The sequence below is a fragment of the Vibrio sp. 2CM40D genome (genome assembly GCF_023161825.1).
In the GTDB taxonomy this organism is placed as follows: Bacteria; Pseudomonadota; Gammaproteobacteria; order Enterobacterales; family Vibrionaceae; genus Vibrio; species Vibrio alginolyticus.
This window is the reverse complement of the sequence record NZ_JALNTL010000018.1, coordinates 1-13,842: the sequence shown is the minus strand read 5'-3', so window position 1 is coordinate 13,842 and position 13,842 is coordinate 1. Positions and strand designations below refer to the sequence as shown.

Here is a 13,842-nt window from a genome sequence, read left to right as displayed (position 1 = left end):
AGCGTTACCAAAAGGTGTCTCGCCGTTTAGCTCGAGCAATAACGTTTTGTGGCATGCGCTGTTCAAGGCCGTTTCTCAATACAGTTATGCGCTTATGCTGCCGCTTATCTGCTGTGACAGAGTTATATAACCAACGATACGCATCTTCGTAATCGAGTGGACTGCCATAATCACGTAAAAGCAACTCGGCCAGATGAATACGCGCGTTTAGGTTTCCCATTGACGCTGCTTCTCGCAAATATGGAATTGCACGTTCTTTATCTTGCTGTACTAAAGTGCCACGCGAATAGTATCGGCCAATCTGCTCTAGTGCAGCTGGTAACCCCTGATGCGCTGCATTTTCGATGTAATAAAGACCCAGTTCGACATCTTGCTCGACACACACACCCCAAGCCAACATATCTCCGTACAGAAATTCATAAGCGGGTAAGTTAATTCGAATCGCACGAGCTATGATATCCTCCACCAGCTGGCAGTTATCAGCGCGCACACGTTGTAAGTGCTTATTTTGCTCAATAAGCTTTATCAGCTCTGCTTCGGTATAGATCGGAACTGGTGCCCCCACATCAGCAACATTAGCTTTCACTGTGGTAGCAACCAAGGTCAACAACAGTGAAGCAGCCACTGTTCGTAACTTCATAAACGTACCCTTAAGGTATCTAAGAAACCAAAGATCGGTGAAGGATCTCCTCTGCTTGATAACCTTATCGGCAAAAAACAGCTAAGCTTTAGACAATTTTTGCCTCTGATTTAGGCTCAGCGGCAAAAGCTTGCCATATGAGAGTCACGCTGTTTTTGTTCAGATACAAAAAAGCCGACCATAAGGTCGGCTTTTGCAATCTTTAACGGCTATCAATTAAGCTTCGAATGGGTGAACTTTGATGATAGTTTCGTTACGGTCAGGACCTGTAGAGATGATGTCTACTGGAACGCCAGTTAGCTCTTCAATACGCTTGATGTAGTCAAGAGCGGCTTGTGGTAGAGCATCTAGTGACTTAGCACCAAATGTGTTCTCAGACCAACCAGGCATTGTTTCGTAGATTGGCGTTGCTTTTTCGAATGCTTCAGCAGCCATCGGAGAAACTTCTAGCACGGAGCCATCTTCCATCTTGTAACCAGTACAGATTTTTAGCTCTTCTAGACCATCTAGTACGTCTAGTTTAGTTAGACAGAAACCAGATACAGAGTTGATTTGGATTGCACGACGCATAGCAACAGCATCGAACCAACCTGTACGACGTAGACGACCAGTTGTCGCACCGAACTCGTGACCAACTTCACCTAAGTGCTTACCAATTGGATCTTGCTTATCTAAACCGTCGTATAGTTCAGTCGGGAATGGACCAGCACCAACGCGAGTACAGTACGCTTTCGCGATACCCAAGATGTAACCGATGTGACGAGGACCAAAACCAGAACCTGCAGCAACACCACCAGCAGTCGTGTTAGAAGACGTTACGTACGGGTAAGTACCGTGGTCGATATCAAGTAGTGTACCTTGTGCACCTTCGAACATGATCTTGTCGCCGCGCTTACGTGCTGCGTCTAGTTCGTCAGTTACGTCGATAACCATTGACGTTAGTAGTTCAGCGTAGCCTTTAGCTTGCTCAAGTACTTCTTCGTAGCTTACTGGCTCCGCTTTGTAGAAGTTAACTAGTTGGAAGTTATGGAACTCCATGACTTCTTTTAGCTTCTCTGCGAAAGTCGCCATATCGAATAGGTCGCCAACGCGTAGACCACGACGAGCAACTTTATCTTCGTATGCTGGACCGATACCACGACCAGTAGTACCGATAGCTTTTTTACCGCGAGCGATTTCGCGAGCTTGGTCCATTGCAACGTGGTAAGGAAGAATTAGCGGACATGCTTCAGAAATGAAAAGACGCTCGCGTACTGGAATACCGCGCTCTTCAAGAGGCTTCATTTCTTTAAGTAGAGCTTCAGGTGATAGTACAACACCGTTACCGATAACACATTTTACGTTATCGCGAAGGATACCTGATGGAATTAAGTGAAGAACGGTTTTTTCACCGTCAATTACGAGAGTGTGACCTGCGTTGTGACCGCCTTGGTAGCGTACCACGTATTTTGCATCTTCAGTTAAAAGGTCTACGATTTTACCTTTACCTTCGTCACCCCATTGGGTGCCTAGAACGACTACGTTATTTCCCATCTTTCCAAGTCTGATTGCTAGTTAAAAATGGATTCTAGCACCGAATCACGCTTCTTGCAGTCATTTTTTGTTCACAGAGTTGCTACCAGAATGTCATCTTGCCGCTTTGTTCATTTTGAAATCAGCATATCACTGATAGTATTTAGCTTTCTCTATTCGACTGGAAAGCGCTATGTCTGAATCCATATGGTTGGCGATTGGGCTCGTCTTGATCGTGGAAAGCATTGGGCCACTGATTGCTCCTAACGGTTGGCGGAATATGGTGGCTCAATTAAGTGAACAACCCAACAATCAGCTACGACGCATCGGTGGCTGCCTAGTAGTTGCTGGAGCCGTCATCGCCATCATGATGAGCTAGCACTTAGCATCAGATACAAAAAAGGCTCCCTAAGGAGCCTTTTATTTCAATGAGACGCGGAGATTATTTCTCCATGCTGCCCTTCGACTGGTTCATGTATTGGAAGAACTCACTCTTCGGATCAAGCACCAGAATATCGCTCTTAGAGCTGAAGGACTTCTCATACGCACGTAGCGAACGTAGGAAGCTAAAGAACTCAGGGTCTTTGTTGTATGCTTCAGCATAAATCTTCGCAGCTTCAGCATCCGCCTCACCTCGTGTCACACGCGCAGTTTTATCAGCTTCAGCTAGAATAGTTGCTACTTCTAGTTCTGCTTGAGCACGAATAACTTCCGCTTTTTCACGACCTTGAGAACGGTGCTTACGAGCAACGGACTCACGCTCCGCACGCATACGACGGTAGATAGACTCACTGATTTCATCAGGCAGGTTGATTTTCTTCATTCGGAAATCAACGACACGAACACCCAAGTCTTTCATTGCGCTTTCACGCGTGTCTTTCAATACTTCAGACATGATTAGGTCGCGTTCACCATCAATCTCAAGCGCCTCACGAGCCGCTTCAGTTGCGACAACATCGGCACTTGCGTCTTCTGGTAGCACATCATCGTTACGTGGACCAGATACGATCTGTTTGATTTCACGAGCACCGATTTCAGAACGAAGCACGTCCGTCACTTTACGCTCAAGTAGTGCCTCTGCCGTTAGCGAGTTACCACCGCCAGTCGCGAGGTAGTAGCGACCAAAATCTTCAATACGCCACTTCACGTAGGTATCAATGATAACGTCTTTTTTCTCAGACGTTACGAAACGGTCTGCACGGCCATCCATTGTTTGGATACGTGCATCAAGTTGTTTCACACGGTCAAACAAAGGCATCTTGAAATGCAGACCAGGCTCGTAAATTCGAGTGATGTCGTTGTTGTCTTTCAAGACACGACCAAATCGAACCACGATACCGCGCTCACCTTCAGGAATCACAAACAAAGACATCAACATTAATGCCAGTGCGATTACCAGTACAGGGATCATTAACTTACGCATTCTTAGTATCTCCCTTGACGTGAACCTGTTGAACGAGACTGCGAGTTCGAAGTGTCTTCTTGTGTACGATCAGACTCAAGTTGAATTTGATCATAGGTTGAAGATGACTTCGATTTACGTTTGGTATCTGCTTTGCCCTCTTGTCCCGCCAACTTATCAATTGGAAGGTAAAGAAGATTGCCGCTTGATTCCGAGTCAATCAACACTTTCGAAGTGCTTGAGTACACCTCTTCCATTGCGTCAATGTACAGACGATCACGCGTTACACCAGGCGCTGCTTGGTATTCTGGTAGTAGTTTTTCGAACTGTGCTACCTGACCAAGAGCCTCGTTAGTGACACGCTCATTGTAACCTTGTGCTTCTTTCTTCAAACGCTCCGCACGACCCGTTGCCTTAGGCAAGATTTCGTTCTTGTATGCTTCAGCTTCACGAATGAAACGCTCTTCATCCTCACGTGCTGCGATTGCATCATCAAACGCATCTTTCACTTGCTCTGGTGGACGAGCAGACTGGAAGTTCACATCAACAAGTACCAGACCCATATCATAGCTATCAATGATTTGGTTCAGTGTTTCTTGCGTAGTTTGACGAATTTGCTGACGACCACTGGTTAGAATGCTATCCATCAATGAGTCACCAATTACTGCACGTAGTGCAGAATCCGTTGCTTGACGCAAGCTGTCGTCTGCATTGGTTACACGGTACAAGTATTTGTATGGGTCAGTCACTCGGTACTGAACATCCATCGCAACTGTTACAACGTTTTCATCTTTAGTCAGCATTAGACCAGATGCACGTAGTGAACGAATCGCTTGTACGTTTACCGCTTCGTACTCATCAATAAAGCGAGGACGCCAGTTAAGACCTGGGTCTACGATACGATCGTATTTACCTAAACGCAGTACAACACCACGCTCTGCTTCACCGATGGTGTAAAAACCAGCGAAGAACCAAACTGCAACAGCAATCAGAGCAATCACGCCAAAGCCAATTGCACTACCACCACCGCCGCCGATTGGAGAACCACCGCCGCCTTTTTTACCAAACTTGCCGCCCAGCTTTTGACTCAGTTTGTTGAACACTTCATCTAAATCTGGCGGACCTTGATCTCGGCCACCAGGACGCTGGCCACCACGATTATTATTACCCCAAGGGTCATTATCGCGGCCATTGTTGCCGTTGTTATTTCCAGGCTCATTCCACGCCATTAGAAAGCTCCATCATTTGATATGACGTTATACTGTAGCAGTCCTTTAAGTGACTATAAAGCCAGTCAAAACTGCCCCTTCTCTTTTTTCAAGTCTAGACCAATCTACTTGCTGCATTCGAATATCGATCAACAAGTTACCATCCTGGTCATATTCCTCACGTTGAATACACTTCATTTGGAAGAAGGTACTACGGAATCGTCCTTGATACTGTGGAGGAATTCGCAACTGATGCTCGACCATTTGTGACGCCAGACGTTCCGTCAGCGCCTCAAACAGGACATCAATGCCCAACCCATCCATTGCTGAAACCCAAACTGCGCGAGGTACGCCTTCCTCGTCTCGTTCTATACGTGGTTTCTGCGAATCTAGATTGTCGATTTTGTTCATGACAACCAGAGTCGGCACTTCATGCGCATCGATCTCTTCTAGTACTTCATGAACAGCTTGAATATTCTCACGAAAACGCTCATCACTGGCATCAACAACATGTAACAAAATGTCAGCTTCTTGCGTTTCCTGCAAGGTTGCCTTGAAGGCCGCAACCAAGTCGTGTGGCAAATGTCGAATAAAACCAACCGTGTCTGCCAGGATGGCAGGACCAACATCTGCTAACTCTATCTTACGTAAAGTCGGGTCCAAAGTAGCAAATAATTGATCAGCCGCGTACACGCCAGCTTCTGTAATACGGTTGAAGAGTGTCGACTTACCCGCGTTGGTGTAACCCACAAGTGAAACCGTTGGGATTTCAGCTCGATTTCGGGCGCGGCGCCCTTGTTCACGCTGCTTCGCTACTTTGTCTAAGCGTCGCAGGATGGCTTTGATTCTGTCACGCAATAAGCGACGGTCGGTTTCCAGCTGGGTTTCACCCGGGCCACGTAAACCGATACCACCTTTCTGCCTTTCAAGGTGCGTCCAACCACGAATCAAACGAGTAGAGATATGACGAAGTTGAGCCAGCTCTACCTGTAGCTTACCTTCGTGTGTTCGAGCTCGTTGAGCAAAGATATCGAGAATAAGACCAGTGCGGTCGAGAACTCGACATTGGCACAGTGCTTCGAGGTTACGTTCTTGGGCAGGAGAGAGGGCGTGATTAAAAATCACAATTTCGGCACCCGTTGATTGTACCGCTGTAGCAATCTCTTGGGCCTTACCCTCTCCGACATAGTATTTCGGGTGTGGGGATTGACGACTACCAGTTACCACTTGTAGCGCCTCTACCCCAGCAGAAGAAACCAGCATTTCGAACTCAGCCAGATCTTCCCATTCACCTTCTTGCGTGAAGTTGATATGAACAAGTACGGCTCGCTCACCGGATTCATAACGGTCAAACAAGCAATCAACTCCTTATTTTAAAAATACTCGATGAAGAATTAATCTTCTGATTTCTCTTGTGGACGCTCACCTTGTGGACGTTCACCGCTGTGATGGCTCACTGGACGAGCCGGCACAACTGTTGAGATCGCGTGCTTGTACACCATTTGGTTAACAGTATTCTTCAGCAGGATCACAAATTGATCGAATGATTCGATCTGACCTTGTAGTTTAATACCATTCACAAGGTAGATAGATACCGGGATACGCTCACGACGTAGCGCGTTTAGAAATGGGTCTTGTAGAGATTGCCCCTTAGCCATTTTTATTTTCCTTATTTAATTTGTAGTTGTAATTATTTAGCTAGTGGTGCAATGCAAAAGATACGGCTTTTGCATCTGAGCTAAACGAATCAAAAATGCACTCTAAGTAATTAGCAGCATAGTATAAAAACCGCCAACAACAGATCCTTTGAGAGTGCGTTCACGCAAAAACGATCACATTATACACAGCTATGTCAATCAGATGCTATTGCTTCCGACATCGTTTCTAATGCCTGTTCAATGTTCTCGCTATCCAACCAAGTTAAATCATCCCAGCTGCGTAACCAGGTGATTTGACGCTTGGCCAATTGACGAGTCGCGCATACGCCACGAAATACCGCTTCGTCACGTGTACACTCCCCATCTAAATACTCCCACATCTGTCGGTAACCGACGCATCGTATGGAAGGAAGATCGGGGTGAAGATCTTTTCGCGAATGTAACGCTTTCATTTCTTCTTCAAAGCCCGCTTCCATCATCTTCTCGAAACGGAGTTCAATCCGACGGTGAAGTTCTGCCCTATCCTTGGGAGCTATTGCAAACTGCTTGACTCGGTATGGTAGGCTTTCACCTTTCGTTTGAGTCAATTCAGTCAAAGTTTTACCTGAAATGCGAAAAACTTCCAATGCCCGAGATAAACGTTGGGGATCATTGGGATGGATTCTCGCGGCTGACACAGGATCAACCTCTTTGAGTTCATCGTGCAACACTGACCAACCTTTAGTCAATGCCTCTTGTTCAATTTGCTGACGAATTTCAGGATTTGCAGCAGGAAGTGGTGATAAACCTTCAAGTAACGCCTTGTAATACAGCATTGTTCCACCCACAAGAAGTGGAATTTTTCCTTCTGCAACAATATCATCCATCGCTTTCAATGCATCTCGACGAAAGTCGGCGACAGAGTAAGATTCACTTGGATCCAAAATATCTATCAAGCGATGAGGCGCCAAACTTAACTCTTTTTCATCCGGTTTCGCCGTACCGATATCCATCCCTTTGTAGATCAAAGCAGAATCAACACTGATGATCTCAATCGGAAATTTTTGACGAAGACGAATCGCCAGCTCAGTTTTGCCTGATGCAGTTGGCCCCATTAAAAATAGCGCCAAAGGTAGTTTATCTGTCATGGTTTTAATTTGGCTATCGTGGCAGAGAAATCAACAGCGGATACGAATTTTGTATCTTCTAATGGCAATTGACCATGTCTTAGCTGTTCAAGTTCCGCAATAATTTGAATGGCTTCAGAAAAAGTATAGTGACTCTTCACTGTCGTGACCTGTAATGCGAGCCAATCTATCAACTCAGACAGCATCTGAGCCGCTGCTATACCTTCGTTCACACAAGATTGCGCGTAAGATAACAGATCTGGTACTAAATTTTGTAAGTTTTGTTGACGCAGCGGAGCTGGGACGCCCATCACCATTAAGGCGTGCTCGTTTCTCGCTTTCAATTGAATACCAAGCAATGCCAAATCTTGTTGATAATCTTGGGCCAGTCTCACTAATTCGGCCTCTAACTTAATAGATAGAGGAACAAGCAGAGGTTGTGCCTTGAGTGCACCATCGCTTGGAGAAAGCTGGCCTTTTACACGATAAAATTCTGCTCTAGGTAACGAGACTAACGCCGCCCCACTGTCACTGCTCATCAAAACAAATTGTTCATCGACCACCATCAGCGCTTTGCCCAATGCAGTAATCGATGGCATTGATGTGTGCGAAGTTATCGTTTGGGGCGCTATTGGAGTGACTGCCTGAGCCTCAAACTCTGGCGTTTTCAACAGCTCGTGATAAGCGCGTACTTCTTGTTTAGTTGGCGCTGGTTCTACGTGGCGCTCTTTACTGTGACTTGGCTTTGGTGCAGGTTTGGATTCCACCCAATCATTACGTTTGAATGACTCCACTACGCGCGCCTCTCGCACGGAGGTTTCACTAGGACCGCTATTACGAGGCTTCACTTCATAATCACTGCGTCCAGGATAAGCCGGTGTACTCTCTATCGCTTGATAAACCCGCTCTGGTACTGGTGAAGATGCTGGCTCTTGTACATTTTCAGGCTCTGGCGAATGCTCAATCTCTTCGGACTCAGTCGGTTCCACGCGATGAAATGCCGATTCATTCACCTGTGGTTTATCAATCACGGCGCTTTGCGCAAGTGCATCCGTCAAAGCTTGATAGATGAAATCATGCACCAAACGAGCTTGGTGGAAACGCACTTCATGCTTAGCAGGGTGAACATTCACATCTACTTGGTGCGGATCTAGCTCAATAAAGAGCACATACGCAGCAAACTGATCTGGCTTTAAGCTCATTTCATAGCTTTGACGAATCGCGTGATTGATTAATTTGTCACGCATCATTCGGCCATTCACATAGCAATATTGTAAATCGCTTTGCTGCCTTGCTCCCTCTGGCGTGGTAATCCACCCATGTAGCTTTAACCCTTGATGCTCAAGCTCGATTCTGAGCATATGCCGCACAAACGCATTACCGCAGACAGCAGCAATACGCTTTTCGGTTTGAAGCTGATTTTTCGCCGCGCGATATTGACGGATGATCTTGCCGTTATGACGCACATTGATGGTGACATCAAAGCGGCTTAACGCAATACGTTTCAATAACTCATCAATATGAGCAAATTCGGTTTTCTCCGTACGAAGAAACTTGCGACGCGCTGGAGTATTAAAAAATAAGTCCAACACCTCAACAGTCGTGCCAATCGGGTGCGCTGCTGGCTTAAGCTTCACCTGCATATCACGCCCTTCGGAGTAGGCACTCCAGGCTTCTTCTTGTGCCGCAGGACGCGACGTGAGCGTCAAACGCGAGACTGAGCTAATACTGGCTAACGCTTCACCGCGAAAACCTAGACTCATAATGGCTTCGAGATCATCTAAGGTATGTATCTTAGATGTCGCATGACGACTGAGCGCTAAGCCAAGTTCATCTTTCGCGATACCTTTTCCGTTATCACGAACACGAATCAGCTTTGCGCCTCCTTTCTCGATATCGATATCGATTCGAGTTGCGCCAGAATCAAGACTATTTTCAACCAGTTCTTTAATCACAGAAGCAGGTCTTTCGACCACTTCCCCTGCGGCGATTTGGTTTGCAAGTCTGGCTGGCAAAATTTTAATCGTCATAATGAGTTAGAAGCTCACCTACTTGTTTGGAATGATCAGGACTTGCCCAACCGCTAGCTGATCAGAGCGTAAGTTATTCGCTTTACGAATGCTCGATACGCTAACGCCGTATTTGGACGCTATTTTGCCAAGGAACTCACCCCGAGAAACCTTGTGCTTACGAATCGGTTTATCTTTTACCGCGACCGTTATCTTCAACTTTTGCCCTACCCACAAGGTATCTGACTTCAAGTTATTCTCTCGGCGGATATCTGAAACCTTCACTTTATAGTGATTCGCAATCTTACCTAAGAACTCACCAGACTTAACCTTGTGCGTAATGGTTTCTGTCTCAACAGTAATCGGTTTACTTGGCACTTTAATCGTACCAGCAGAAGGAATGTTGAGCTTCTGACCAATTGCCAAGCCTGTCGACTTCAAGTTGTTTGCCGACATCAGCGCTTTAGAGCTAAGCCCATATTTGTTCGCGATCACCGATAATGACTCGCCACGCTTTACAATATGTACCATTGGCTTCGCTGAAGGCGAGAACACCGTACCCTCTGGTGGGTTATCTTTTAAGTACTTGACGACCGCCTTAGTGATAGCCTGAGCTAACTTATCTTGGTGCGCTCGTTGAAACAGTAAACGCTCTTCTGTTGGGTTAGAAATAAAGCCCGTTTCCACTAGCACAGACGGAATCTGTGGAGAGCGCAAAACCGCAAGGCTGGTGTTGATCGGTTTGGTGTTATGCAGGTGCGCAACACGTCCCATCTCACCTAGGATTTCTGTTGCCAGCTTATAGCCTTCTTTTTGTGAATGACTAAACTGCAAGTCCAACAAAGTTTGGTTCACGTTACGATCTTTTGTCTTCGTGAAGAACGCATTACCCGAGCCGCCCAATAACTCAGACTGTTTCTCATGGTTCTCGACCCAACGAGCAATTTCGGTATTTGCACGACGAGTATTTAGTACGAAGACCGATCCACCGCGAGGCTTCGGTGAAGTAAACGCATCTGCGTGAATGGAAATCAGCAAGTGCGCATCATTTTCACGAGCAATCGCGACACGACGGTTTAAGTTTACAAAGTAATCTCCCGTACGAGTCATGCGCGTTTTAATACCAGGAGTCGCATCGAGCTGAGCAGCAATTTTTCTTGAGATACTCAATACCGCATCTTTCTCGTACTTACGACGTGAAGGGCCAATAGAGCCAGGGTCTTCCCCACCGTGACCAGGGTCGATAACAATTAACACTTCTTGAGCTCGTTGAACTGAACTCATGTCTTTGCTGGCCGCCGCTGGCTTACTCGGTTTTGAGGTCGATGCCTTCTTACCGTGCGGTAAATCAATCACCAAGCGGTGACCATACTGCCCACCTGGTGTTGGGCTTAATTTAAATAACTCCGCTTGAACGCTCTTTTTTAGTTCAAACACCAAACGATAAGTGCCCTTCTCTGGAGGCGAGCTTTTTCGTACCAGTTTTAAAACAGGGCTATCCGTAACAGTAACAGGTAGTTTGGCCTGCATCGTCGTGCTTTTTAAATCCACGACAAGGCGATCCGGCCCTGATAAAGAGAAATAGGAATAGTCAGCTTCCGAGCCTAAATCGATGACAACACGCGTTTCATCAGGTGAAGGCCAAACTCGAAAACTCTTAACGACGTTAGCAAATGCTAAATTGGGGATGAGAAGGAGAAAAGTGGCGACAAACGTCGCCACCACTCTAAAATTTGAAAAACTCAACATAGCTCCAATCGACTGAGTAACTGCACACCATAATCATTATTAGCTGTTAGTTCGGCTACACGTTGCTCACCTTGGTAGCGAATGTTTACATCAAGATCCGGTTGTGGCAGTAAGCCATGCCCTTTTTCAGGCCATTCAACCAAGCAAATCGCATCGTCTGTGAAATAGTCTCGAATCCCCATAAACTCAAGCTCTTCAGGATCCGCAAGACGATAAAGGTCGAAGTGATATACTTGCCACTGATCCAACTGGTACGGTTCGACTAGAGTATAAGTTGGACTTTTCACGTTACCTTGATGACCAAGAGCACGGACAAAACCACGACTAAAGGTTGTTTTACCTGCACCCAAATCACCATGCAGATAAATTGTGGTTTGCTGGGAACAAAGCTGAGCCAAAGCGGTGCCTAGTGCAACCGTTTCATGCTCATCTTTTAAATTGAATTGTTTCGTGCTCATTGATGCTTCTCTAACTAATGATCGTTGACTATATAAAAATCAAAAGAACAGGAATAGTAAACCGTGTTGGTTTTGAGAGACAAGCTTTCAAATGTCATATGTGCGAAAAAAGTATCCAATAAACGGTATCTTAATCATCTTAGTATCGACCTAGATTTAGAATATATGCAAATGACTTCAATAAGCAGTATTCACAACATCAAAAACGTACCTAACTGGGTAGCACCAAAGCCAGAGATCCGTTAAGATCCGCCCCCCTTTATTCCGGTGGTTAACATGAACTACGAACAACTCGCACAACAAATCAAAGTTTGGGGAAAAGAACTCGGCTTCCAAAAAGTTGGGATCTGCGACGTTGATCTGAGTGAACATGAAGCAGCACTACAAAAATGGCTTGATGCAGGCTATCACGGCTCAATGGATTGGATGGCTCGTCACGGTATGATGCGTGCTAGACCCCATGAGCTACTCCCGGGAACCGTTCGTGTTATCAGCGTCCGGATGGACTATCTGCCACCAGAGGCTCAATTCGCTTCGAACCTCGCGAATAAAAGTCATGCCTATATTAGCCGCTACGCACTAGGGCGCGATTATCACAAGCTCGTCAGAAAGCAGCTAAATAAGCTCGGCAAACTTATTGAACAAGAGGTTGGTCAATATGGTTACCGACCTTTCGTTGATTCCGCACCAATATTAGAGCGACCTCTCGCCCAAAAAGCGGGCTTAGGTTGGACCGGGAAACATTCCCTGATTTTAGATCAAGACTGTGGATCGTGGTTCTTTTTAGGTGAACTACTTATCGACTTACCACTACCCGTAGATGAGCCAAGCGTTGATCAGTGCGGTAAATGCAAAGCATGCATTACATCATGCCCAACACAAGCCATCGTTGAAGACAAAGTTGTCGATGCCAGGCGTTGTATCTCTTATCTCACCATCGAGTTCGATGGCGTGATTCCTGAAGAGTTTCGAAAGCCAATGGGTAACCGCATTTATGGTTGTGACGACTGTCAATTGGTTTGCCCATGGAACCGCTACGCCGACATAACGGAGCAAGATGATTTCCACCGTCGTGACAGTTTCAAAAACCCTGACCTCGTCGACATGTTTAACTGGGATGAAGCGACTTTTCTAAAAAATATGGAAGGCTCCGCTATCCGTCGTATTGGTCATATACAGTGGCTACGTAACATCGCTGTCGCACTTGGTAATGCAGAATATAGTCAGCGAATCATAGATGCGCTGGAAAGTCGGCAAGGTGAAAATAAATTACTTGATGAGCACATTAAATGGGCTTTGACAGAGCAACTGAATCAACTCCCCACTGAGAGTAATTCATCTATAGAGACGAAAAAGCAACGCTTAATAAGGATAGTCGAGAAGGGACTGCCGAGAGACGCATAGAGCGTAGTCTATATGCAAGAGATTGAAATTACTTTTGCATGTTCAATTCATGACCTTGTTCTCAATTTTGTAATGTGGAAAAAAATTTGAGATTCAAGAAAAACAAGCTAGCAGAAAAAAGTTAAACACAGCTCGGAGAAATGACTAGGATCAAAAAAATACCAGTTAATGATCGTATTTTAACGTACTCGATCCGACAAAAAACTTATTTTTTCTTTATATAACAAGTATTTAGTTGATATTTCTTTGTTGTTTCCACTTCACTTTAGAGAAAAGATCTTTCTTCCCCATCATAAAAAGTCAAGCTAAAAACACTTTATCAACCAACTTATCCACAGAACGACGTATGTGGATAACTCTGTTAATTAAAGTAGATAAAACACGCGAAGCCTCATCATACTTGTACGTCAGCCGATTCATATCGTGTTTTAAACACAAACGAAATCGTCCGACATCATATGATGCGGATAAAAGTTTAGCTTTTGGGGATTCATGCTTCGCAGCATTATGAAAAGAGCGATGTGATTGGTTGCGAGAAGCAGGAGTTGAATCAAGCGGCGCATCCGTAGACGACTTAACAATTGTATACTAAATAAGTACTCAATCTATCGTCTTGTATTTGGTTGCGGGGGCCGGATTTGAACCGACGACCTTCGGGTTATGAGCCCGACGAGCTACCAAGCTGCTCCACCCCGC

Annotated in this window: 12 protein-coding genes; 2 read left to right on the top strand and 10 right to left on the bottom strand. The window is 45.6% G+C overall.

All coding sequences use genetic code 11. From position 1 onward, the window contains the following. Positions 1 to 4: 4 nt before the first annotated feature. Positions 5 to 640 (bottom strand): tetratricopeptide repeat protein, encoded by a 636-nt coding sequence (locus MTF70_RS23085; RefSeq protein ID WP_205461574.1) that lies wholly within the window; start codon positions 638 to 640, stop codon positions 5 to 7. Between the two features lie 216 nt (positions 641 to 856). Beyond that, entirely contained in the window at positions 857 to 2,173 is a 1,317-nt protein-coding gene (locus MTF70_RS23080) for an adenylosuccinate synthase (RefSeq protein WP_005381385.1), read from the bottom strand. A gap of 172 nt (positions 2,174 to 2,345) precedes the next feature. Here MTF70_RS23080 and MTF70_RS23075 point away from each other — a divergent pair, with 172 nt between their 5' ends. Beyond that, the gene (locus MTF70_RS23075) at positions 2,346 to 2,531 is read left to right on the top strand and encodes a DUF2065 domain-containing protein (RefSeq protein WP_205461573.1); all 186 of its coding nucleotides are present in this window, start codon (positions 2,346 to 2,348) and stop codon (positions 2,529 to 2,531) included. 63 nt (positions 2,532 to 2,594) lie between these two features. Here MTF70_RS23075 and hflC read toward each other — a convergent pair whose 3' ends face one another. The 8 genes from hflC to tsaE all read right to left on the bottom strand — a co-directional run bounded on the left by hflC (position 2,595) and on the right by tsaE (position 11,742). Continuing rightward, positions 2,595 to 3,575 carry a protease modulator HflC gene (hflC, locus tag MTF70_RS23070; RefSeq protein ID WP_005381382.1) on the bottom strand — a complete coding sequence of 327 codons (981 nt, stop codon included), beginning with the start codon at positions 3,573 to 3,575 and terminating at the stop codon, positions 2,595 to 2,597. Positions 3,576 to 3,577: 2 nt separating this feature from the next. Then, positions 3,578 to 4,783, bottom strand: a complete 1,206-nt coding sequence (gene hflK, locus MTF70_RS23065; RefSeq protein WP_005381381.1) for an FtsH protease activity modulator HflK — start codon at positions 4,781 to 4,783, stop codon at positions 3,578 to 3,580. A 45-nt stretch (positions 4,784 to 4,828) separates the two neighbouring features. After that, entirely contained in the window at positions 4,829 to 6,118 is a 1,290-nt protein-coding gene (gene hflX / locus MTF70_RS23060; protein WP_005381380.1) for a ribosome rescue GTPase HflX, read from the bottom strand. A 38-nt stretch (positions 6,119 to 6,156) separates the two neighbouring features. After that, positions 6,157 to 6,420 (bottom strand): RNA chaperone Hfq, encoded by a 264-nt coding sequence (gene hfq, locus MTF70_RS23055; RefSeq protein ID WP_005381379.1) that lies wholly within the window; start codon positions 6,418 to 6,420, stop codon positions 6,157 to 6,159. 194 nt (positions 6,421 to 6,614) lie between these two features. Continuing rightward, positions 6,615 to 7,547: a tRNA (adenosine(37)-N6)-dimethylallyltransferase MiaA gene (gene miaA / locus MTF70_RS23050; RefSeq protein ID WP_005381378.1), complete on the bottom strand. Its 933-nt coding sequence runs from the start codon at positions 7,545 to 7,547 to the stop codon at positions 6,615 to 6,617. After that, positions 7,544 to 9,556: a DNA mismatch repair endonuclease MutL gene (mutL, locus tag MTF70_RS23045; protein ID WP_017633727.1), complete on the bottom strand. Its 2,013-nt coding sequence runs from the start codon at positions 9,554 to 9,556 to the stop codon at positions 7,544 to 7,546. The genes miaA and mutL overlap by 4 nt, the downstream gene beginning before the upstream one ends. Before the next feature lie 18 nt (positions 9,557 to 9,574). Further along, on the bottom strand, positions 9,575 to 11,284 hold the full coding sequence (locus MTF70_RS23040) for an N-acetylmuramoyl-L-alanine amidase (protein WP_005381374.1): 1,710 nt from the start codon (positions 11,282 to 11,284) through the stop codon (positions 9,575 to 9,577). After that, the gene (gene tsaE, locus MTF70_RS23035) at positions 11,278 to 11,742 is read right to left on the bottom strand and encodes a tRNA (adenosine(37)-N6)-threonylcarbamoyltransferase complex ATPase subunit type 1 TsaE (RefSeq protein ID WP_005381372.1); all 465 of its coding nucleotides are present in this window, start codon (positions 11,740 to 11,742) and stop codon (positions 11,278 to 11,280) included. Before tsaE ends, MTF70_RS23040 begins: the two co-directional genes overlap by 7 nt. Before the next feature lie 276 nt (positions 11,743 to 12,018). Between tsaE and queG the strand changes: the two genes are divergently transcribed. Further along, on the top strand, positions 12,019 to 13,146 hold the full coding sequence (gene queG / locus MTF70_RS23030; protein ID WP_005381370.1) for a tRNA epoxyqueuosine(34) reductase QueG: 1,128 nt from the start codon (positions 12,019 to 12,021) through the stop codon (positions 13,144 to 13,146). Positions 13,147 to 13,842: the final 696 nt, after the last annotated feature.

Coding starts and splice junctions, on each gene's coding strand:
- MTF70_RS23085 (WP_205461574.1), bottom strand. CDS start 640: ATGAAGTTACGAACAGTGGCTGCTTCACTGTTGTTGACCTTGGTTGCT.
- MTF70_RS23080 (WP_005381385.1), bottom strand. CDS start 2,173: ATGGGAAATAACGTAGTCGTTCTAGGCACCCAATGGGGTGACGAAGGT.
- MTF70_RS23075 (WP_205461573.1), top strand. CDS start 2,346: ATGTCTGAATCCATATGGTTGGCGATTGGGCTCGTCTTGATCGTGGAA.
- hflC (WP_005381382.1), bottom strand. CDS start 3,575: ATGCGTAAGTTAATGATCCCTGTACTGGTAATCGCACTGGCATTAATG.
- hflK (WP_005381381.1), bottom strand. CDS start 4,783: ATGGCGTGGAATGAGCCTGGAAATAACAACGGCAACAATGGCCGCGAT.
- hfq (WP_005381379.1), bottom strand. CDS start 6,420: ATGGCTAAGGGGCAATCTCTACAAGACCCATTTCTAAACGCGCTACGT.
- miaA (WP_005381378.1), bottom strand. CDS start 7,547: ATGACAGATAAACTACCTTTGGCGCTATTTTTAATGGGGCCAACTGCA.
- mutL (WP_017633727.1), bottom strand. CDS start 9,556: ATGACGATTAAAATTTTGCCAGCCAGACTTGCAAACCAAATCGCCGCA.
- MTF70_RS23040 (WP_005381374.1), bottom strand. CDS start 11,284: ATGTTGAGTTTTTCAAATTTTAGAGTGGTGGCGACGTTTGTCGCCACT.
- tsaE (WP_005381372.1), bottom strand. CDS start 11,742: ATGAGCACGAAACAATTCAATTTAAAAGATGAGCATGAAACGGTTGCA.
- queG (WP_005381370.1), top strand. CDS start 12,019: ATGAACTACGAACAACTCGCACAACAAATCAAAGTTTGGGGAAAAGAA.